Raw genomic sequence first — 19,979 nt, 5'->3', positions numbered from 1 at the left:
GGCCTCAGCGCCGCCTCAGTGGCGTAAGGACAGCATCAGGCCATAGGTGACCGGTCTGGCCGCAATCCGCACCAGCGTGTCGGTAAAGCGGTACATGTTGTTCCAGTAATAGGCGTTGGTCACGTTGCGGCCGAACAGGCTCAGCGACCAGCTGTCGTCAGCGGCGCGCAGGCCGCCATGCAGATCGAGCGTGGTGTAGGAGCGCAGGCGCAGTTCGGGATCGTTCCCCAGACCGGCGCTGGTGGCGCTGTGATGGGTAAGATTGGCGCCCAGAAACGCCCTGCGCCCTTTGCCGATGGCCCATTCATAGGCGGCATCCGCCACCATCTGGAAGCGGGGCGAATAGGGAAAGGCAGAGCCCGCAAAATCGCTCAGCGCGCCGTTCTGGTCGTAGCCGGTGAAGCGCTGGACCTTGCTGTCGGCATAGGTGGCCGAGACTGAAAGATCGATGCCGGTAGCGGGGCGCGCCCGCACGGTTCCCTCAAAGCCGAGGACACGCGATTTGGGGATGTTGACCAGCGCCTCCACGACACCGAAAACCGGATCGACCACCCGGCCGCGCACTTGCTTGTCGCGATAGTCATAATAGAAGCCGGCGGCCTCGATCCGCACGGCGCCGCCGGCCAGAGGCGCCTTCACGCCCGCCTCATAGGCCAGCAGCGATTCCTGCGTGACGGGGGCGAACTGGATGGAACTGCTCACGCTGAGCGAGGGGAAGCTGCCGGATTTGTAGCCCCTTGCCACGCTGGCATAGAGCAGCGCGCCGCCATCGGTCTTGTAGTTCACATTGCCGCGCCATGAGACATTGTCCTGCGCGAGGCGGTTGCGGGTGGCGCCCTGCTTCAGCGTGGCCGCATCGATCTGGATGCAGCCATCTTGCGGCACCGGATCGATCTGCGGCAACGTGCCACGCGCGGCAGCGCTGAGGAAAGCAAGTGTTTCGCCCAGCGTCGGGTCGGCCCCGCTCAACTGGCAGCCGTAAAATGTCTGGAGCGAATTGGTGTAGCGCAGCCCGCCGATCAGCGTGAGATGCTCGCTCAGCCTCACTTCGGCATTGCCGAAAGCTGCCAGATCGCGCTTGTGGAACCGGAACGCGCCGCCCACCGTGGTAAAGCGGGGCATGATGCCGGGCAGCGGCTGGGCCAGTGAGCCATCGACCACATCGCCGAAAAAGGTCTCATTTGATGTCTGCCAGGCGCCATAGGTTCCGGCCAGCCAGCGCAGCCGCCCTGCTTCTCCTGCCAGACGCACCTCCTGATTGAAGGATTCAACGCGCCCCAGCTGGCGGAAATTCAGCGCCTGAAGCGCCGTGCCATCCTCATCGAGATGCTTGTCCTGATGGAAGCGCTGATAGCCGCCAAGAGTTGTCAGCGTCACGGTATGGCTCAGCGCAATGTCGGAACGCAGGGTGGTCTGGAAAAAGGCGTCGTGCGCGGCGGGATAGCCGGGCGTCCAGTCGGCGGCGCGCGCATTGCTGGGCGCCGTGGGATAGGTCTGCAAGGCGGGCACGCAGGTCGATGCATTGGCGCAGGCCACCTCGATCAGCTGGACGGCCTGCGTGTCGGAACGGTCGATCCAGCCATTGACGTTCAGCGCCAGCTTGGCGCTCGCCGATGGCTCCCATTCCACGATGGCGCGCGCGGCTCCCTGACGTGTCGCGCCATTGGTGGCCGCGCTGGTGTAGCTGCGTTGCCAATCGCCGCCCTGAACCGTCTTGAGTGCCAGTCGCGCCTTCACTGTGCTGGTCAGCGGTCCGCTGACATAGCCCTCGGCTTCCAGCGTGTTGAAGCGCCCGAAGCTGATTGTCCCGCCTTCATGCAGCCTGTCGGTGGGCTTGGCGGCGATATAGTTGATGGCACCGCCGGTAGAGTTCTCGCCATAGAGCGTGCCCTGCGGCCCCTGCAGCACTTCCACACGCGCAATGTCGATCACGCCGACCTGCAGATAGCTGGGCAGCGCCAGCGGGCTCTCATCCAGATAGACGCTGACCGCCGGGGAGGCCGACAGGGTCGAGTCATAAAACCCCACACCGCGCAGCGTGAGCACCGGCGGCCCGGCTGTGGTCCGTGCAAAGGTCAGTCCGGGCACCACGCGTTCGAGGTCCTCAATGGAACTGATACCGCGTTCCCTTGCGGCCTCACCGGACAGGCTGATGAGGGATGCGCCAACATCCTGCGCCGCCTGTTCACGCTTTTGCGCGGTGACGACGATGTCGTCCACCGGTGTAGTGTCCGTTTCGGCATGCACTTTGCCAGCGGTCAGCAATGCCGCTGAAAAGGCCAGCAATCCAAGATGTTTCATCAGTCGCCAGCCAGAATGGGGTGCCGGGGGACCGTGAAGGAAAAGCTCGCTCCGCCCGCGCAGGTGGCATCCAGCGCCAGCGTGCCGCCATGGGCCTCCACAATGGATCGGGCGATGGACAGGCCCATGCCCATCCCGTCCGTCTTGGTGGTGAAGAAGGCATCGAAGACAGAACAGGCCAGCGCCGGATCGATCCCGGGGCCGGTATCGGCAACGGTGAAGGCGATGCTCCGTGCCTGCCCCGCCACGCTCAGCGTGACCTGACGTTCGGGCGAACCGGCATGGGCCATGGCCTGCGCCGCATTGAGTACCAGCACGATGATCACCTGCTGCAACTGCACCCGGTCGGCGACAAGCTGCCCGAGATCCCCCGCATGCGCGATCTCGATCGAGGCGCCCAGCGTGCGCAGCTGCCCGCGCACCAGTTCGGCGCAATCGGCCACCAGCGTGGCGATATCGCAGGGCGCGCGATCGGGCTCTCCCCGCAAGGCGAGCGAGCGAATGCGCGAGATGATCTCCGAGGCGCGATTGGCCTCCGACACCATTCGCTCCAGCGCCTGACTGACCTCGCCCAGATCGGGTTCCTGACGGTTCAGCCAGCGCCGGGCGCCGATGCCATTGGTGCAGATCGCGCTGAGCGGCTGGTTAACCTCATGCGCGATGGAGGCGGCCATTTCGCCCAGCGTGGCGATGCGGCTGGCATGGGCCAGATCGTTCTGCGCCTTGATCAGCTCGCGCAGGGCGGTGATGTTGCGCCCGGTGGCATAGATCTTGTCATCGAAGCGGGAGATGTCCCACTGCAGCCAGACGACACCGCCATCCTTGCGAAGCAGGCGGTTTTCCACGCTGATGCGGTCACCATCCTTCACCAGCCTGTCGAGCGCGGCGATGCTGAGCGCGCGGTCATCGACGTGGCAGATCTCGATGGGGTGGCGTGAACGCATGTCGCGCTCGGTCCAGCCGAGCATGTGCGTCCATGCCGGGTTGAGGTCGATGGGGACGTAATGGGTGTTCGCGATGGCGAAGAGATCGCTGGAGGTTTTCCAGATCAGGTCGCGCTCGCGCTTGCGGGCGGAGACGTCGGTTTCGAGTGCCGGGCCGGGGCTTTCCGTTTCAGCCAGGAGTGCGGGCATATGCCGGGTGGCGGCAACCGCCTGCGCTTCGGCATCGAGGCGCAGGGCCTCGATCCGGGCCCATGAGTTCGCGCCGCGCAACTGTGCTGCCGTGAAATCCGCCAGGGCCAGCTGCTCGCCGGTCCATGCCCGGTCCTGCTCGGCATGAATGAAGAGAAAGCCGATCGCCTTGCCCTGTTGCACGACGGGAATTTCGATGCAGCCGGTTGAGCCGCTGGCCAGCAGCAGCTGTGACAGGGCATCGCGTGAGGCGACTGCATTGCGGCACAGCGCGAAGTCTTCAAAGGCAAGACCGGGCGGACTGGCCGTGGGGCATGCTTCCCACACGGTTTCGAGGCGCAGCGTTTCGGCATCGAGATCGGCAAGCGCATAACCGACGCGGCTGGCCTGCAAGGTCTCACCCAGCAGGCGCAGCAGGTCCAGCGGGGTCAGACTTCTGTCTGCGGTCTGGCCGCTCACAGGCGCGAGGCAGGCTGAAGGGCCGCAGCGCTCTTCTTGCCCCGTACTGCTGTGGTTACCTTTGCGCCCGAACACATCTTCCAAAGTCCCTCAACAAAGCCGCCGCATGGATTGTCCGCTCCGCATCACAGTTCATCGTCAGCGCGCTGCCGCACTGTTTTTTCGTGAACATGACACCCTATAAGCAGAGGTCGCCGGGCTGAACAACGAGGGTATGAGCCTGTAAAGGCTCGCTTTACGCCTCTTTACCGGGAGGATTTGGAAAGGGGATGGGGGATGTTCCAGATCTTAGGACGAAGCCAGCAGATGCGAAATCATACGCTGGTATGAGAGGCCGGCAGGCTTGGCCTTGATGTCTGGCCGCGGGATAGGCAAAGTCGCTTCAAGCGGGAAGCTTCTCACGCGCGAGCAGCAGCACTCCAGCCAACCCCGCCCAGAGGCTGCCGATCAGATAGGCCAGCCAGACCCCGACATGATCGACCGCGATCCCGCCCACCAGAGCACCCGCTGCCACGGCGGTCTGAAACACGGTGACGGTGAGGGCCGAGCCGGTTTCGAAGCGGTCCGGCGCGGCCTCATAGGTCCAGATCTGCACGCAGACGGGCAAGGCGCCGAAAGCCGCCCCCCAGAGCATGATCAGCCCGGCACTGATCCATGCATGCTGGCCTGCCAGAAAGGCGAAGGTGATGGCCGCCGCAATGGCAAGGCCAGTGCCCGCAAAGGTGAGGCGCAGATTCCGTGCCGCGCATTTGGCGCCTGCCCATGTGCCGATCACGCCCGCGATGCCATATCCGGCCAGCACCAGCGTCACCTGCGAGGCGGGCAAATGGATGCTCGCCAAAAAGGGCTGGAGATAGGCATAGGCCGCGAAATGGCCGCCCGCGATCAGTGCGGCAGCGGCAAAGCCAAGCCGCGCCGAGGGCACAGTAAGGATGGAGAGCAGATCGCGAAACCGGGTGGTTTCCCGGCTCGGCAGGGCGGGCAGCAGCGCCAGCTGGCCGATCAGAACCAGCCCGGCGAGCAGGGCCACCACCTCAAAGGCACTCCGCCAACCGCCCAGACCGCCGATCCAGGTTCCCAGCGGCACACCCAGCACCGTGCCCACCGAAATGCCGCCAAGGATCAGCGCCGTAGCCTGATGGCCGGCCTCCTCGGTCACCAGTCGGCGTCCCGCCGCTGCCGCAAAAGCCCAGAAGCCGCCCAGCGCGGTCCCCAACACCATGCGGCCCAGCAGAGCGATCCCCAGAGTGGGGGCAAAGGCCGTCACCAGATCGGCCAGCGCGACCAGCAGGCTTAGCGCCAGCAGCACAAACCGGCGGTCCAGCTTTCCCGCCTGCACCGTCAACAGCGGCGCGGCGAAGGCGGCGGTGATGCCGGGCATGCTCAGCAGCAATCCGGCATGGCCTTCGCTCACCCCCAGATCATGGGCGATGGCGCCGAGCAGGCCGATGGGCAGGAACTCGCTGGTCACCATAGCGAAGGTGCCCAGCGCGATCGAGCCAACGGCGGCCCAGCCTGCCGAATTGTCCAGCGCGGGGGAGGACGCGGCGGGCATCTCAGGTGAACCGGATCAGATCGGGCCCGGCCAGCGGATTGTCGAGCTGTTGCATGCGCCCGCCGTCCTTCAGGCATCCCAGATCCAGTGGCGAGAAACCGAAAGAACGGACCAAATCCGCCACCTGCTGCTTGGCCTCCGCATCGTCGCCTGAAAGGAACAGCACGCGGCGGCCGCCCCGCTCATCGGGCCGGGCAGCGATCAGCCGGGCGATGAGGGTGTTGAACACCTTCACCACTCTGGCGCCGGGCGCGAGGCTGGCGACGATCTCGCTGGAGGTGCGGCCATCGAGCGGGCTGCGCTGATAGTCCGGCGCATAGGTCGCGAAATGGTTGGTGGCATCCATCAGGATGCGCCCCTGCCAGTCGGGCAGGCCCGCCAGTGCTTGCGGAACCTTCACCCATGGCGCGGCCAGCAGCACGAAGTCCGCGGCAGCAGCTTCCTCGCGCGTTCCGGCGCGGGCGCCGGGGCCAAGGCGCTCGATCACCTCGCCCAGCGTTTCGGGCCCGCGACTGTTGCTGAGCGTCACCTGATGCCCCGCCCTGATGGCATGGGCGGCGACGGCCTGCGCCACGTCAGCCGCGCCGATGGTTCCGATATGCATTGCGGGCGCCTTCAGTAGGAGGTCAGCAGCACGACGCCCGCCTTGCCGGGGCGCTCGACATGATCGGCGGCCTCGCGCACGGAGGTTAGCGGATAGCGGGCAGCCACGGGAAAGAGGGCGGGGTTGCCCTCGGCCAGACGCAGGGCCAGCGCGATATCTTCCGCGCGTTGTTCGGGCGGCAGGCCGCCCCATGTGCCGACCGTCACGCCGAAGATGCGGATGTTACGGGTGGAAAAGGCCAGAGCGCGCACGGCGATGGGTTCGCCCGAAAGGTCGCCGTAGGAAATCAGCGAGCCGCCATTGGTCAAAACCTTCACCAGATCGCTGGCCAGCGAGCCGCCCACGGCATCCAGAACGGCCTGCACCGGCTTGTCCGCCACGGCGGCGGCAAGGCGGGTCTGCCAGTCGGGGCTGTCGGTGGAGAATACGGAGAGGCCGGGGATCAGGCTGGCCAGCTCCTCGGCGCCCTTGGCGCTGCGCACCAGAGCGACAACATCGAGCCCGGCGTCACGCAGCAGTGAGATTGTCAGCCGCGAAACCGCAGAACCGGCGGCGGTCAGCACCACCGTATGCTGGCCGGGAATGGCGCCTGCCTGCTGCACTGCGCGCCACAGCAGGGCGGCGGTCAGTGGATTGACGTGAAGCTGGGCGGCCACATCGTCGGCGATGCTGTCGGGGATGGGGGTGACATAGGCGGCCGATACGATGGCCAGCTCGCTCCATGCCGCGCGGCCCGGGAAGAAGGCGACGCGGGTGCCGGGCGTCAGGGCAACGCCTTCGCCCACCGCTTCCACCACGCCGAAACCTTCAAAGCCGACGCGGTTGCCGCCTTCGGGCACGGTCAGATCGCCATTGCTGCGGTAGTGCCCGGCGATGCCCAGCAGGTCACCGTAATGGACAGGGCGGGCCTGCACGCGGATCAGCACTTCGCCATGGGCGGGCGGTACCGGATCGGCGACCTGAGCCGCTTCCAGCACCTGCGAGGGTTTGCCGTGCTGGCGATAGAGAACGGAAAGCATGTGACTTATCCTTTCGCGAACAGCGCGACGAGCACGACTTCGGTGTCGTCCAGCGCGGTCAGGTGAAGCTGGGGTTCCTGCGCGATGGCCGCGCCATCGCCGGGGGCAAGGGTGATGCCGTTCAACGCGATCCGGCCCGAGACGGGGACCAGATAGGCATCGCCTTCAAGCGGCAGGGTGAGGCTCTGGCCTGCCTGCAAGGTGGCGCCAAGCACATCGGCGGCAGCGTCGATGGGCAGGGCATCGGTATCGGCCCTGCCGCTGGCCAGCACGGCGAAATGCTGCTGGCGCTCGGCTTTGGGGAAGCTGCGGGTGGCCCAGCGGGGGTTTGTGCCGCGCTGGCGCGGTTCGAGCCAGATCTGGAACATGCGGGTCGGCACGCTTTCGGCATTGTATTCCGAATGGCGGATGCCGGTCCCGGCACTCATCACCTGAACGTCGCCCGCCACGGTGCGGCCCTTGTTGCCCAGACTGTCCTCATGGGTGATCGCACCCTCGCGCACGTAGGTGACGATCTCGATGTCGCGATGGGGATGCAGGGGAAAGCCGGTCCGGGGCGCGATGGTGTCGTCGTTCCACACCTTGAGCGCGCCGATGGTGCGATGCGCCGGATTGCCGACACCGGCAAAGGCGAAGTGATGGCGGGCTTTCAGCCATCCGTGATCGCCGCCATCGAGGGTAGCGAGGGGGCGGTGTTCGATCATGGCGAGAGTCCTTGATAGGAAAAGGGGAGCGCCCGGCGACGGGGGGATCACGGCTCGGGGTGGAAGCCTTGCCGGGCGCTCCAGGCGGGTCAGACCTGAGCCTGACCACCATCGGCGAACAGCTCTGCGCCGTTCACGAAACTGGCATCGTCGCTGGCCAGGAACAGCACGGCCTTGGCGATTTCTTCCGGCTCACCCACGCGGCCCAGCGGAATGCGCGAGGCGAGATAATCGAGCAGGCCCTGCTGCTGGGCCTCATCATCGCCCGCCAGCTCGACCAGACCGGGCGTGCGCGTGGCGCCGGGGCTCACGACATTCACACGGATGCCGCTGTCCTTCAGGTCCAGCGCCCAGCTGCGCGCCAGATTGCGCACCGCTGCCTTGGAGGCCGAATAGATGCTGAAGGCCGCCGTGCCCTCGGTGCCCGCCGTCGAGCCGGTCAGGATGATCGAGCCGCCCTTGCCGATCAACGGCAGCGCCTTCTGCACGGTGAAGACCACGCCGCGCACATTGCGGCCGAAGGTGTCGTCGACGTGTTCCTCGGTGATCTGGCCGAGCGGGAGCATCCCGCCACCACCGGCATTGGCGAAAAGCACATCGACGCGCCCGGCCTGCGCCTTGACGGTTTCGAACAGGCGGTCGAGGTCGGCGAGGTTGGCGGAGTCGGCCTGAATGCCGACGGTCTCGCCGCCGATCTCCTTCACGGCGCGCTCCAGCACATCGGGGCGGCGGCCGGTGATGAAGACCTTTGCGCCTTCAGCCGCGAACAGCTTGGCGGTGGCAAGGCCGATGCCGCTGGTGGCACCGGTGACGACGGCAATCTTGCCGGACAGACGATTGGACATGAGTATTCTCCTTCAATGGGGGGGAGGGGAGGATCAGGAGGCGCGGATCGAGCGGAAGGCCTTGCGCATTTCTTCCGAGAACAGCTGGGGCTGCTCGAAGGCCGCGAAATGGCCGCCGCGGTCGACCTCGTTCCAGTAGATAAGATTGGGCCAATGGGCCTGAGCCCAGCTTTTGGGTGCGCGGTAGATTTCCTTGGGGAAGATAGTGGCGGCCATCGGCAGCTCGATACGACCGGCATCGAAACCGCCGCCATGGCGCGCATTTTCCCAATAGATCCGCGCCGAGGAGGCCGCTGTATCTGTGAACCAGTAGAGCGAGATGTTGTCGAGCATCTCCTGCGTGGTCAGCGCATCCTCGGGGTTGCCGTGGTTGTCGGTCCAGGCCTGGAACTTCTCGTAGATCCACATGGCCTGCCCGACCGGCGAGTCCGCCAGCGCATAGCCGATGGTCTGCGGGCGGGTGGCCTGCTCCTTGAAGTAGCCGAACTGGTCATCCGCGAAATGGGCGGCCGCCTCCATGGCGGCCTTTTCTTCCGGCGTGGGATTGTCGGGGAATTTCTCGGGGAAGACCAGCGGCCAGTTCACATGGGCTGCCACCAGACCTGCGGGGCGGACATGGCCCAGCGCATGGGTGACGCCGGAACCCCAGTCGCCACCCTGCGCCACCCATTTGGTGTAGCCGAGGCGCTGCATCAGCACGCCCCAGGCCTTGGCGGTGCGGACCACATTCCAGCCGGTTTCCCGCGGGCGATCGGACCAGCCGAAGCCGGGCTGCGAGGGGATCACCACATGGAAGGCGTCTTCCGCCTTGCCGCCATGGGCCACAGGATCGGTCAGCGGGCCGATCACCTTGAGGAACTCCACCACCGAGCCGGGCCAGCCATGGGTCAGGATGATCGGCATGGCATTGGCATGCTTCGAACGGACATGGATGAAATGGATGCCGAGCCCGTCGATCTGCGTGCGGAACTGGGGGAAGGCGTTGATGCGGCGCTCGAAGGCGCGCCAGTCATAGCGGTCACGCCAGAAGGCGATCAGCGCCTGCGCCTTGTCGAGCGGCACGCCCTGTGACCAGTCGCTGACGGTCTCGCGCTCGGGCAGGCGGGCGCCTCGCAGACGGAATTTGAGATCGTCGATGGCGACCTGAGGCACGCTGACCTTGAAGGGGGTGATGGCCGCGCTGGCGGGGCTGACGCCGGGGGTGGGCACCTGCGCATGGGCTGTGGACGAGAGGCCGCCCGCCAGCGCCACGACCGTCGCGCCCTCGGCCAGACCGAGCATGGCGGAGCGGCGGGAGAGCGGGGCTCCGGCTGGCAAGGTGTCGATGGGGGGCATGGTGGGGTTCCTTCCTTCGTTGCCGGATCTGTTTAGGATTGGCGGCGAGGGAAGGGGATCAGACGCGGGTTGATGGTTCTGATCTGAAGGTTTCCGTGGATCATACCTGTGTATGATCATGGCGGATCGGGTCACGAAAAAGGGCGCATCGATCGCTGTGATCGATGCGCCCCGAAGCGGGCAGGCCTGCGGAGGGGTCAGGCCTTCAAGGCGGCCTCAAGATTGCCCATCACGCCAAGCTGGCCGAGCAGGATCGGCACGGCGACATAGCAATGGAAGGACTTCACCTTGCCATCTTCCAGATGGAACACGTCGCAGCAGGGGGCGTGGATTTCCTTGCCCGTGGCGGGCAGCGTGCCCGCGCTCATCGGCAGGTCGCCGCGATGGGTGCCATTGAGCGACAGTTCCACCACGATCACATCGCCGCTTTCATAGAGGCTGTAGAGTTCACGATGCATGTCGGGAAAGGCGGCGGCGTAAACATCGACGGTCAGGCCGATGTCCTGCCCATAATATTTCTGCCCGGCGCTGACGTCCCAGAAATAGCCGTCTTGCGCAAAGAGCGAGACGAAATGGGCGGTGTCCTTCGCATTGGCCTCGGCGCTGGCATAGAGGTCGCGAATGAGTTTTTCATTGGCGGACATGGCTTGGGTGGCAGTGTCGTTCATGGGCGAAGTCCTTCCTTGGCTGTTGGCAGCAGCATCGGGAAAGCGCGGGGAAAAGGCAGCCATACGCGGGTGATGGCCGGTCATACACGCGTATGAATGGACGCTTTTGCGCCGCGCGCCCTATTTTCAGGGCCTCTTCGGAAGTGCCGCCTTGGTTGCGGCACGTCGCACAAAGGAACCCCCAATGGCCGATCATGACAAAACGCTGCCGACGCAAATCCTCGTCAGCGCCTATTATCGCGTTCATCCCGATGACCGAGATGCCTTTATCGCCGCTGTCGTGCCGGAAATGACCGCGGCGCAAAAGATGCCCGGCTGCATCTATTACGCTTTCGCTCAGGATCTCACCGATCCCAACACTTTCCATCTGCTGGAAGGCTGGGCGGACCAGGAGGCCTATGAGCATCACGAAAACGCCGAAAGCTTCCTGACCGCCCTCTCGACGGTGGTGAAGACGGTGCGCATCCTCGACCGGCAGGGCATCCGCTATGATGTCGGCAAGATGCATATCGACGATCCGCGCGGGAAGGTCGCCTGATCCGGCAAAGAGAGCGTTTTCGCTCACGGAGAAAAGGCTGCGGGTGCTGGGGCGGCTTGCCTTTCGACAGGCATGCCGCCAGAACCGGCCCCGATTGTTCGCGCATGGTCCGCAGGGCTCGCCCTGCATGAAGCGCAGCACGGCCAACCACTGATCTCGCGGGCGCGCTTCACATGATTCGTATTCTCATCGTCGATGACCATCTCATCATCCGTGAAGGCGTGGCCGCCATCCTTGAGAATGAGGAGGATATGGCCCTGATCGGCGAGGCTGCCGATGGCATGGAGGCTGTCGAGCAGTTTCGCGCCCTGCGGCCCGATGTGATCCTGATGGATATCCAGATGCCGGGGCTCAACGGGCTGCAGGCAATCGCCACCATCATGGCCGAAGCACCCGCCGCGAAGATTCTGGTGCTCACGACCTATCCGGGCGATAATCAGGCGTCTCGCGCGCTGGCTGCCGGCGCCTCTGGCTACATGCTCAAGAGCAGCCTGCGCAAGGATATGCTGGAGGCCATCCGCAAGGTGGCTGGCGGCGCGACCTATGTCGATCCCGATGTCGCGCAGGATCTGGCATCGCATATCGCGGACCGTCCTCTGGGTGACCGGGAAATTGCCGTGCTGTCGCTGGTGGCGCGGGGGCAGTCCAACAAGGAGGTGGCCGGAGGGCTTGGCATCTCGGAAGAAACCGTGAAGGCTCATCTCAAGAGCGCCTTTGCCAAGCTGAAAGTCGCGGATCGCACCCATGCCGTCACGCAGGCGATCAAGCGCGGCATGATCGAGATCTGACCCGGCAACCTTGGCTGACGCGGCATCCATACTCCGGTTTAAACAGGCATCCGGCTTGAAGGCGAGGGCGGCGCTTCTTGCGTTCTGCGCCTGCCTGCTGCTCTGGCTTGTGCCTGCTGTGGTCCGTTCCAGCGGCGATGATCACCCGCTGGCCTGGCAGCGGCATTTTTCCGGCAGCGAGGAAGGCGCGCCGAGCGGGATACGGGCGCTCGCCCAGACGCCTGACGGCATGATCTGGATCGGCACCAGCAACGGGCTCTATCGCTATGACGGGGTCAGCTTCGAACAGATGCCGCCCTCCAGTCCGCACCCGCTGCAGGCCGATGGCATCCTCTCCCTGTTGGCGACGAAGGATGGCGATCTCTGGGTTGGGCATGAGTGGGGCGGCATCTCGCTTTACCGCAAAGGGCAGCACCGGCCGGTCGATCATCTGCCTTACCACACGGTTTTCTACATGCGTGGCATTGGCATAGGCACTGGCACGGGGCCCGGTTGGGCCGTCACGGGCGATGGCCGCGATCTGACCCTTGCCCGTCTGACGGCGGGGCGGTGGGAAAGCTGGGTCAGCCTGCCTTTCACCAGTTGGGTCAATGATGTGACCGAGGGCAAGGATGGCGCCCTGTGGATGCTGTTCCATGACCGTCTCTTCATGGTCTCCCCGACGCAGAAGATCATCAGGCAGATCACCCCCGAGCCGCTGGTCGATGCCAGCCTTGCCACCGATGGCGACGGCGCGGTCTGGCTGATCACCCGCAAGGCGATCCGTCGCCTGTTGCCAGATTCAGGAGCAGCCTTGGCGCATATCGGGCCGTCCTTGCCCCGGCCTGCGGTGAAGATGGGCGGCAGGGTCATCTTTGATGGGCCGCATGCCTTCTGGTCGGTCGAGGATGACAATCAGATCAGGCGCTATGGGTTCGCAGAGGGGCAAGGCGCGCAACGGCTGGGCACCTTATGGAAGAGCCCCTATCGCCTGCCCATTCTGAGCGAGAATCAGCACGATCTGCCCGCTCTGGTCGACCGGGAAGGCAATCTCTGGCTGGGGACCAATCGCGGCCTGGAGCGCTTCAGCCCCTCCGCCTTCAGGCCGATGATGGTGGAGGCCCCCGAGGATGGCCACGCCGTTTCGCCGCCCTATGCGATCCGCGATGGCGCGGGCGCGGTCTGGCTGCGCCATGGGCACGACCTCTATCGGACGGGGACGGATGGCCGCCTGCTGAAGCAGCCTGTGACCCTGCCCGAGGAATTTGTGCCCTGCCCGGGCGCGAAAGGTAGCGTGTGGCTTCCGCAAGGGCGTGACCGGCTGGCCCTGCTCGGCGGCGACGGGCGCCAATGGGTTTCGATGGCGGGAACCCAGAATCTCGGGAAACTCACCAATGGCGGCCATTGTGTCGAGGATGACCGGGGGCGGCTGTGGGTTGGCGATCAGCACGGGCTGATGCTGTTGGGGCCGTCCGGCGCGCGGGTGATCGCGCTGGGCGAAGACAGCGGCTGGGGCGTCATCAACGTCCTGCCGGATGGGCAGGGGCAGGTGCTGGCCTATGTCGGGCATGGCAGCCTGTGGCGCACGGACGGGGTTCACACGCAGCAGCTCTGGAAGCAGCAGGACATGACGCTCGGCATGATCGAGGTGATGTATCAGGCGCCGCATTACCTGCTGCTGGGGGGCGACCGCGGGCTGGTTCAGTATGATGGCAAAGCCTTCCGCACCTTGCACCGCGACCGCTTTCCGGCGCTCAGCATCACCAGCGGCATCGTGCAGACAGAGCAGGGCGATACCTGGCTCCAGACCGACAAGGGCATGGTGCGCTTTCGCACGAAGGATCTGGAGCGTGCCTTCCTCGATCCCGGCTTTCGGCCCGCTTTCGATGTTTTCGGTCTGTCGGACGGCTTGCCCGGCCCTCCGAGCTTCATCAACATGTCCAACATCACGGCGGATCGTGAGGGGCGGGTCTGGGTCACCACCAATGGCGGCATCGCGGTTTACGATCCCCATGACGCGCGTTTCAACCGTGCCGCGCCGCCGGTGATGATCACCGGCCTGCAGGTGGACAGGCAGCGATATGGCCCGCAGCCCCGGATCGTCCTGCCGGCCGGGACGGCACGGCTCAAGGTGGATTTCACCGCGCTCAGCTTCGTTGATCCCACCCATATGCGGTTCAGATACCGGCTGTCGGGCGTGGATCAGGGCTGGGTCGATGGGGGAAGCACGCGCTCTGCCAGCTACACCAGCCTTGGCCCCGGTTCCTACCATTTCCAGGTCACGGCAGCGAACAAGGATGGTGACTGGAACGCGAAGGGGGCTACGCTCGATCTGGTCATCCAGCCCTATTTTTACCAGACCATGTGGTTCCGGGGGCTGTGCCTTGTGCTGGCCGGGGTTGCGGCATGGCTGCTCTATCGCTGGCGGGTGGGGCTGGTGGCGCGTCAGATGCGCAACCGGGCCGCCGAACGGGCCAATGAGCGCGAGCGAATCGCGCGCGATCTGCATGACACGCTGCTGCAAGGCGTGCAGGGGCTGGTGCTGCGTGTTCAGTCCGTGGCGAGCCGGATGCGCAAGGATGATCCCAACCGCGCGTTGCTGGACAAGACGCTGGACCGTGCCGACGGCCTGATCGCCGAGGGCAAGAGCCGGGTGCTGGGTCTGCGTATTGCGGATCAGACGCCGGACCTTGTCGCCGATCTGCAGCGCCTGCTCGATGACGCGGCTTTCCCTGCCGGTACGGGCCGCAGTTTCGACATAGAGGGCGAAGCAAGGGCGATGCAGGCCTCCGCCGCGCTTGAGGCCCGGGAAATCGTCAGCGAGGCTCTGTTTAACGCCGCCCGTCATGCGCGGGCCAACCATATCGCGCTGGTCGTCCGTTTTCATCCGCGCTGGCTGGAGGTCACCATCACCGATGATGGCATCGGCATCCCCTGCGAGCAGGCTCGCCCCGGGCTGGGTTTGACGGGTATGCACGAGAGAGCCGCATCGATCGGCGCCAAGCTAACGATCCAGCCGGGAAACACTGCAGGCACTGTCGTTAGCCTGCGGATTCCGGCGCGGCGGGCCTATGTTCTGCAGCCCTGGTTCGCGGGCCTTTCGTTATAAGGCGGCTCAGGCTTCCAGCATGGCCTCGATGCAGCCGACCAGCTCCTCGCCATCGAAAGGCTTGCGCAGAAAGCGGTAGACCCCGGCTTCCAGCGCGCGCTCCTGAACGGCATCGTCGAGAAAGGCCGAGATCAGGATCACTCTGCCCTGCAGCCTGTCGTCCACCGCCCGTGCCAGCTCGATGCCGTCCATGCCGCCCGGCATCTGCAGGTCGCTCACGACACATTGGCAGCTTTTCGCTTCGGGAGCGCCAAGGAAGGCCTCCGCGCTTTCGAACAGCGTGGCGCGGTAACCCAGGCTCCGAATCAGGCCATCCAGCGACTGGCGCATGCCTGCGTCATCGTCCACGATAGCGATAACCGGGATATCGGTCACAAATTCAGCTCCTGTGTGGCGCCATCAGGAAGGGGCGCCAAGGTCATTCCATGGTCCAAAGCGGCCGCGATGGAAATCATACGCGGGGATGAGAGACAAACGCTTTGAGAAGCGCCTATGGTCCGCAGCATCAGGAGGTCTGCCTGTTTGTCCCGCGCCGGGCCCGGCTCGGGGTGGACGGGCGGAAACACAGGACATGAGTTCACCAGCCTTGGATACCACGGATTTCGCCAGCCTCAGCCTGGACCTCATGCCGGCGCTTGTCTCTTTTTTCGACACTGGCCATGTCTGCCGCTTTGCCAATGCCCATCACCGTGAATGGTATGGGCGCGAGCCTGCCACGCTGGTCGGCCTGACCATGCGCGAGATGCTGGGCGAGGCGGCCTATGAAACGCGGCGTGAGCATCTGGCGATGGTGGCAAGCGGCCAGACCGTCTCCTTCGAGGCAAGCGTCCCGCACCGCGATGGCACCGCGCGGGAGGCCGCCATCCGCTATGTGCCGAAGACAGGGCCGGGCGGTCTGGTCGAGGGGTTCTTCGTGCTGGTGGTGGATATCGCGCCCCAGTCGCATCGCTATCACCGGGTCTTCGATGCCACGGCGGTGGCCTTCTGGGAGATCGATCTGTCGGGCGTCCACGCCTGGCTCGCCAGCCTGAGCGAGCAGGGGATCGACGATCCGGTCGCCTATATCCGCAGCCATCCCGATTTTGTGCGGACCTCGCTCGATCGCTGTCAGGTGTTCAATCTCAATGGCAGGGCCGAAGAGGTGTTTGGCGTTTCGCGTGGCGAGGCGCTGGCCACGCCCTTCGGCCGCTGGTGCCCGCCGCAGAGCGAGCCATTCCTTGAGGACAATCTCATCGCCTATCTGACCGGCGCACGCGGTTTCGAGGGCGAGACGGTGATGACCCGCGCCGATGGCACATGCTTTCCCGTCCATATCAGCACGGCCTTTCCCCGGCAGGTGGTGGCGTCGCCCGCAGGCACCTTCGCCATCATGGACATCAGCGAGCGCATCGCCCGCGAAAAAGCGCTGGCACAGGCCAATGCCGATCTGGTCCATGCCGCGCGCATCGCCGCGCTGGGCGAGTTGACCGCCTCCATCGCGCATGAGGTGAACCAGCCGCTCGCTGCCATCGCCACCAACGGCAATGCGGCGCTGCGCTGGCTGCGCCGGGCCGAGCCCGATCTGGAGGAGGCGGTCTGCGCCATCACGCGAATGATCTCGGAGAGCACGCGGGCCTCGCAGATCATCGCGCGGACCCGCAAGATGGCGACCAAGGGATCGGGGGAAAGGACGGTCTTTTCGCCCAATGAGATCGTCGAGGAATCGATCGCCATCACCCGTTGGCAGTTGGCCAATCTGGGGGCGGAGCTGTCCGTCACACTGGCGCCCGATCTGCCCGATATCACCGCCGACCGCGTACAGCTTCAGCAGGTGATCATCAACCTGCTGGTCAATGCCGCGCAGGCGATGGCGGCGCAGGCGGAGGGGACGCGCTCGATCATGGTGCGCAGCTGGCTGGAGGGCGAGCATATCGCCATTGCGGTGAGCGACACCGGCCCCGGCTTGCCGAGTGAGGGAAGGGAGCAGGTGTTCAACGCCTTTTACACCACCAAGGCGGAAGGCATGGGCATGGGGCTTTCGGTGGCCAAAACCATCGTGGAAGCTCATGGCGGGCAAATTCAGGCCCGCAATCTCCCGGCGGGGGGCGCGAGCTTTGCTTTCACCATGCCATGGCGGTAGGGGAGGCCAGATCCTATTTCCCGGCCCCGCGCATAAAGGCCGAAGTGATCTCCTCCACCCTGGCATTGGCGGTCATCGCCGAGCTGCCGCGGTAGAGGCCTGCCAGATAGGCGCGATCATAGTCGGTCAAGCCTTGGGCAGGAGCCTTGTCGCGAAAAAGGGTGAGGATGCTCGGAACAATGGTCTCGGTCGCATCACCGTTGAGGTCTGACAGCGTCCTGAACGCGGCATAGTCGGCGATCTGCTGCAGCGTTTTGCCAAGCGTGGCTGAACTCTCAAGGACCATCAGCACGGCGGTGATGTCATAGCGTGCGGGCTGGTCGATGATCGACACGTCATGGCCGATAAGTTCGGTTTCATCCTTGCGGGTGAGGGTTCCGACATGCGGTTGAGCGCCGTCCTTGCCGCGCATCGCGGTGATCGTGGCGACATAGGCAGGCCCCGGCGTGTCCGCCAGCCTGACCAGATCCTTGACCTCCATGCCGAGGCTTCTGGCGGCGCCATCATCATGCGACAGGCGCTCCAGTTCTTTCCGGGCATCCTTGGCAATCACGATGACGATGTTGGGGTGGCACCCGGCCTTGTCGACATGCAGCCCCGCGTCCCGCGCATCGCTGGCGATCCGGCGCACGGCAACCTCGTTGTAGGGCCCTTCGAGTCCGCTGACGGAGATGCAGACCGCATCCTCGAAGCGGGCCAGTTGGCGATCGTGTTGCCGCGAGATGGCCCGCGTCTGCACGTCAACCTGCTGCCTCGTTCCGGCATGTCCGGTGACGGCAATGGCCGGCTGTGCGGCAAGCTCTGGTCCACCCCATGCGCCGCCCAGACCCGTGAGAACCAGCAAGCTCAAAGCATGATGCAGCTTCGTTCGTTTCATGGCGGTGTCCTTTCCGGTGTCGAAGGCCGGATGATCCCGCGAATGGTGCCCGGCGGCCAGTCTACCTGAAGCTGCATGCCTCATACGCAGGTATGTCGGCGGGAGCCGCAGGTAGGATGGCTCCGCTCCATGCGATGCCCGAGGATGATCGCCATACCGGATCAAGGGACCCGATCATGGCCGCCTTCAAGCTTCCTCTTCTCACCATCGCAGGCGCCCTTGCGCTGGGGCTGACAGGGTGGCTGTTTTACAGCGCGACCGAGGATGGTCTGGTGACGGCCATCCTTACGCTGGCGCTTGCTCTCACTCTGGCGCCTTTGGGCGGGCCGGGAGATGTGGGCGGTGCGGTGGGAAGGCGCGGCTCGTGACGGTGCGCCGCCGCATGGAGGCATGGTCGATCACGGCCATCGCCATGGTGCTCCGCCTTACCCCTGATGAAGCGGATGTGATCGCGGCAGGCATAGCGCAGCTGGCGGGTGCGGCTTGGCATGGGATCGTCAATTTGCCGATATTATTCAATTTCTTGGTTCAGTGCTTTGCCCGGTCGTGGCGAACCCTTGGTCTTCACACGCCCGGCGGTGGCTCCCGGAGAATACCGCGCCGCCTCATCCACATTTTGCGTTCAACACAGACATCCCTGGAGGCCTTATGACCGCCCGATCCTCAACCGGAATCTTCGATCTCTCCCCCTCCCGCCGGATGCTGTTGCAAGGCAGCGCTCTGAGTCTGGGATCTGCCGCCATGGTGACGGGAGCATGGTCCGAGACAGCCTTGGCTCAGCCGGTTGGCCTTGCTCCGGCCACATCGGCGATCACGCCTTTCAGCCTGACGCTCGATCGGGCTGAACTGGCCAATCTCAAGCGCCGCCTGACGATGGCGAGGTTCCCTGACAGGGAAACCGTCAGTGACTGGTCGCAGGGTGCACCGCTGCGTGATGTGCAGGCGCTGGTCGCCTATTGGCGCGATCATTACGATATGCTGCGCCTTGAAAAGCGCCTCAACGCGCTGCCGCAGTATCGCACGCAGATCGATGGGCTGGGCTTCCATTTCATCCATGTCCGTTCGAAACATGCCGATGCCATGCCGATCATTCTGACGCATGGCTGGCCGGGCTCCATCGTGGAGTTCCTCAAGGTGGTCGGGCCTCTGACCGATCCCGAGGCTCATGGCGGGTCGGCCAAGGATGCTTTCCATGTGGTGATCCCCTCGCTGCCCGGCTATGGCCTGTCCGACAAGCCCGCAGAGCGGGGTTGGGGGCTGCCCCGTATCGCGCGGGCGTGGGGCACGCTGATGGGGCGGCTGGGCTACACGCGCTATGTTGCGCAGGGCGGCGACTGGGGCGCGGGCGTCACCACCTGGATGGCCAAGCAGCATGTACCGGGTTTGGTGGGCGTCCATCTCAACCTGCCGATCCTCTTCCCGCCGCCGATCGTGGGCGAGCCCGATGCGGATGAGAAAGCCTCCATCGCCCGGCTGGTGAATTTTGCCGAGGATATGTCGGGCTATGCCAAGCTGCAGGGCACGCGCCCGCAGACCATCGGCTATGCGCTGGCGGATTCGCCCACCGGGCAGGCGGCGTGGATCTACGAGAAACTGGGCGAATGGACCGACACCAGCCATCAGCCGGAGACGGTCCTGTCGCGCGACGAGATCCTCGACAACATCATGCTTTACTGGATGACAGACAGCGGCGCGTCCTCGGCCCGGCTCTATCAGGAGAGCTTCGCGACCGATTTCACGCCTCAGAAGCTGGATCTGCCGGTTGCCGTCAGCGTGTTTCCCGGTGAACTCTATCGCCCGCTGCGTAAATGGGGCGAGAGGCTCTATGCGAACATCATCTACTGGAACGAGACGGCACATGGCGGCCATTTTGCGGCCTTCGAGCAGCCGGAAATTTTCGTGTCCGAATTGCGTAATTCATTGCGCGGTCTGCGATGAAGGGGGTG

At 64.9% G+C, this 19,979-nt stretch carries 18 protein-coding genes; 7 read left to right on the top strand and 11 right to left on the bottom strand.

What is annotated here, in order from left to right; translation table 11 throughout:
- Positions 1-15: 15 nt before the first annotated feature.
- The 9 genes from HGK27_RS22075 to HGK27_RS22035 form a co-directional block, all read right to left on the bottom strand.
- Positions 16-2,301, bottom strand: coding sequence for a TonB-dependent receptor (locus tag HGK27_RS22075; protein WP_206245002.1), 2,286 nt, complete (start codon positions 2,299-2,301; stop codon positions 16-18).
- Positions 2,301-3,893: an ATP-binding protein gene (locus HGK27_RS22070; protein ID WP_206245000.1), complete on the bottom strand. Its 1,593-nt coding sequence runs from the start codon at positions 3,891-3,893 to the stop codon at positions 2,301-2,303. Before HGK27_RS22070 ends, HGK27_RS22075 begins: the two co-directional genes overlap by 1 nt.
- Positions 3,894-4,275: 382 nt before the next feature.
- Entirely contained in the window at positions 4,276-5,448 is a 1,173-nt protein-coding gene (locus tag HGK27_RS22065; RefSeq protein ID WP_206244997.1) for an MFS transporter, read from the bottom strand.
- 1 nt (position 5,449) lies between these two features.
- Positions 5,450-6,052, bottom strand: coding sequence for an NADPH-dependent F420 reductase (locus HGK27_RS22060; protein WP_206244995.1), 603 nt, complete (start codon positions 6,050-6,052; stop codon positions 5,450-5,452).
- Positions 6,053-6,063: 11 nt separating this feature from the next.
- Positions 6,064-7,071: a zinc-binding dehydrogenase gene (locus HGK27_RS22055; RefSeq protein WP_206244993.1), complete on the bottom strand. Its 1,008-nt coding sequence runs from the start codon at positions 7,069-7,071 to the stop codon at positions 6,064-6,066.
- Positions 7,072-7,076: 5 nt separating this feature from the next.
- Complete coding sequence (locus tag HGK27_RS22050) at positions 7,077-7,775, bottom strand: pirin family protein (protein WP_206244988.1); 699 nt, start codon at positions 7,773-7,775, stop codon at positions 7,077-7,079.
- An 89-nt stretch (positions 7,776-7,864) separates the two neighbouring features.
- Positions 7,865-8,620 (bottom strand): SDR family NAD(P)-dependent oxidoreductase, encoded by a 756-nt coding sequence (locus HGK27_RS22045; protein WP_206244981.1) that lies wholly within the window; start codon positions 8,618-8,620, stop codon positions 7,865-7,867.
- Between the two features lie 33 nt (positions 8,621-8,653).
- On the bottom strand, positions 8,654-9,955 hold the full coding sequence (locus HGK27_RS22040) for an epoxide hydrolase family protein (protein WP_206244979.1): 1,302 nt from the start codon (positions 9,953-9,955) through the stop codon (positions 8,654-8,656).
- 197 nt (positions 9,956-10,152) lie between these two features.
- Positions 10,153-10,599, bottom strand: coding sequence for a nuclear transport factor 2 family protein (locus tag HGK27_RS22035; RefSeq protein WP_206245487.1), 447 nt, complete (start codon positions 10,597-10,599; stop codon positions 10,153-10,155).
- 208 nt (positions 10,600-10,807) lie between these two features.
- Between HGK27_RS22035 and HGK27_RS22030 the strand changes: the two genes are divergently transcribed.
- From HGK27_RS22030 to HGK27_RS22020, 3 genes are all read left to right on the top strand, one after another.
- Positions 10,808-11,161 carry a putative quinol monooxygenase gene (locus HGK27_RS22030; protein WP_206244977.1) on the top strand — a complete coding sequence of 118 codons (354 nt, stop codon included), beginning with the start codon at positions 10,808-10,810 and terminating at the stop codon, positions 11,159-11,161.
- Between the two features lie 173 nt (positions 11,162-11,334).
- Entirely contained in the window at positions 11,335-11,949 is a 615-nt protein-coding gene (locus HGK27_RS22025) for a response regulator transcription factor (protein ID WP_206244975.1), read from the top strand.
- Positions 11,950-12,004: 55 nt separating this feature from the next.
- Complete coding sequence (locus HGK27_RS22020; protein WP_206244973.1) at positions 12,005-15,037, top strand: sensor histidine kinase; 3,033 nt, start codon at positions 12,005-12,007, stop codon at positions 15,035-15,037.
- 6 nt (positions 15,038-15,043) lie between these two features.
- Here the strand turns inward: HGK27_RS22020 and HGK27_RS22015 are convergent, their stop codons facing one another.
- Positions 15,044-15,412 carry a response regulator transcription factor gene (locus tag HGK27_RS22015; protein ID WP_206244971.1) on the bottom strand — a complete coding sequence of 123 codons (369 nt, stop codon included), beginning with the start codon at positions 15,410-15,412 and terminating at the stop codon, positions 15,044-15,046.
- A 196-nt stretch (positions 15,413-15,608) separates the two neighbouring features.
- On the opposite strand from HGK27_RS22015, the gene HGK27_RS22010 reads away from it, so the two are divergent.
- On the top strand, positions 15,609-17,156 hold the full coding sequence (locus tag HGK27_RS22010) for a PAS domain-containing sensor histidine kinase (RefSeq protein WP_206244965.1): 1,548 nt from the start codon (positions 15,609-15,611) through the stop codon (positions 17,154-17,156).
- A 13-nt stretch (positions 17,157-17,169) separates the two neighbouring features.
- Here HGK27_RS22010 and HGK27_RS22005 read toward each other — a convergent pair whose 3' ends face one another.
- Positions 17,170-18,033 (bottom strand): hypothetical protein, encoded by an 864-nt coding sequence (locus HGK27_RS22005; RefSeq protein WP_206244959.1) that lies wholly within the window; start codon positions 18,031-18,033, stop codon positions 17,170-17,172.
- Between the two features lie 176 nt (positions 18,034-18,209).
- Between HGK27_RS22005 and HGK27_RS22000 the strand changes: the two genes are divergently transcribed.
- Genes HGK27_RS22000 through HGK27_RS21990 form a run of 3 tightly spaced genes read left to right on the top strand, consistent with a single transcriptional unit; the run spans position 18,210 to position 19,971 of the window.
- Complete coding sequence (locus HGK27_RS22000; RefSeq protein ID WP_206244957.1) at positions 18,210-18,401, top strand: hypothetical protein; 192 nt, start codon at positions 18,210-18,212, stop codon at positions 18,399-18,401.
- Positions 18,398-18,685 (top strand): hypothetical protein, encoded by a 288-nt coding sequence (locus HGK27_RS21995; protein ID WP_206244956.1) that lies wholly within the window; start codon positions 18,398-18,400, stop codon positions 18,683-18,685. Before HGK27_RS22000 ends, HGK27_RS21995 begins: the two co-directional genes overlap by 4 nt.
- On the top strand, positions 18,682-19,971 hold the full coding sequence (locus HGK27_RS21990; protein WP_206244954.1) for an epoxide hydrolase family protein: 1,290 nt from the start codon (positions 18,682-18,684) through the stop codon (positions 19,969-19,971). Before HGK27_RS21995 ends, HGK27_RS21990 begins: the two co-directional genes overlap by 4 nt.
- Positions 19,972-19,979: the final 8 nt, after the last annotated feature.

The sequence above is a fragment of the Novosphingobium terrae genome (genome assembly GCF_017163935.1).
Classification (GTDB): Bacteria; Pseudomonadota; Alphaproteobacteria; order Sphingomonadales; family Sphingomonadaceae; genus Novosphingobium; species Novosphingobium terrae.
The sequence above is the reverse complement of the archived record's forward strand: the minus strand, read 5'-3'. Positions and strand labels throughout refer to the sequence as shown.

Bases quoted from the DNA above. Each gene is read 5' to 3' on its own strand.
- HGK27_RS22030 (WP_206244977.1), top strand. From the start codon at position 10,808: ATGGCCGATCATGACAAAACGCTGCCGACGCAAATCCTCGTCAGCGCC.
- HGK27_RS21990 (WP_206244954.1), top strand. From the start codon at position 18,682: ATGACCGCCCGATCCTCAACCGGAATCTTCGATCTCTCCCCCTCCCGC.
- HGK27_RS22045 (WP_206244981.1), bottom strand. From the start codon at position 8,620: ATGTCCAATCGTCTGTCCGGCAAGATTGCCGTCGTCACCGGTGCCACC.
- HGK27_RS22065 (WP_206244997.1), bottom strand. From the start codon at position 5,448: ATGCCCGCCGCGTCCTCCCCCGCGCTGGACAATTCGGCAGGCTGGGCC.
- HGK27_RS22000 (WP_206244957.1), top strand. From the start codon at position 18,210: ATGGCCGCCTTCAAGCTTCCTCTTCTCACCATCGCAGGCGCCCTTGCG.
- HGK27_RS22040 (WP_206244979.1), bottom strand. From the start codon at position 9,955: ATGCCCCCCATCGACACCTTGCCAGCCGGAGCCCCGCTCTCCCGCCGC.
- HGK27_RS22010 (WP_206244965.1), top strand. From the start codon at position 15,609: ATGAGTTCACCAGCCTTGGATACCACGGATTTCGCCAGCCTCAGCCTG.
- HGK27_RS22005 (WP_206244959.1), bottom strand. From the start codon at position 18,033: ATGAAACGAACGAAGCTGCATCATGCTTTGAGCTTGCTGGTTCTCACG.
- HGK27_RS22055 (WP_206244993.1), bottom strand. From the start codon at position 7,071: ATGCTTTCCGTTCTCTATCGCCAGCACGGCAAACCCTCGCAGGTGCTG.
- HGK27_RS22050 (WP_206244988.1), bottom strand. From the start codon at position 7,775: ATGATCGAACACCGCCCCCTCGCTACCCTCGATGGCGGCGATCACGGA.
- HGK27_RS22025 (WP_206244975.1), top strand. From the start codon at position 11,335: ATGATTCGTATTCTCATCGTCGATGACCATCTCATCATCCGTGAAGGC.
- HGK27_RS22035 (WP_206245487.1), bottom strand. From the start codon at position 10,599: ATGTCCGCCAATGAAAAACTCATTCGCGACCTCTATGCCAGCGCCGAG.
- HGK27_RS22060 (WP_206244995.1), bottom strand. From the start codon at position 6,052: ATGCATATCGGAACCATCGGCGCGGCTGACGTGGCGCAGGCCGTCGCC.
- HGK27_RS22075 (WP_206245002.1), bottom strand. From the start codon at position 2,301: ATGAAACATCTTGGATTGCTGGCCTTTTCAGCGGCATTGCTGACCGCT.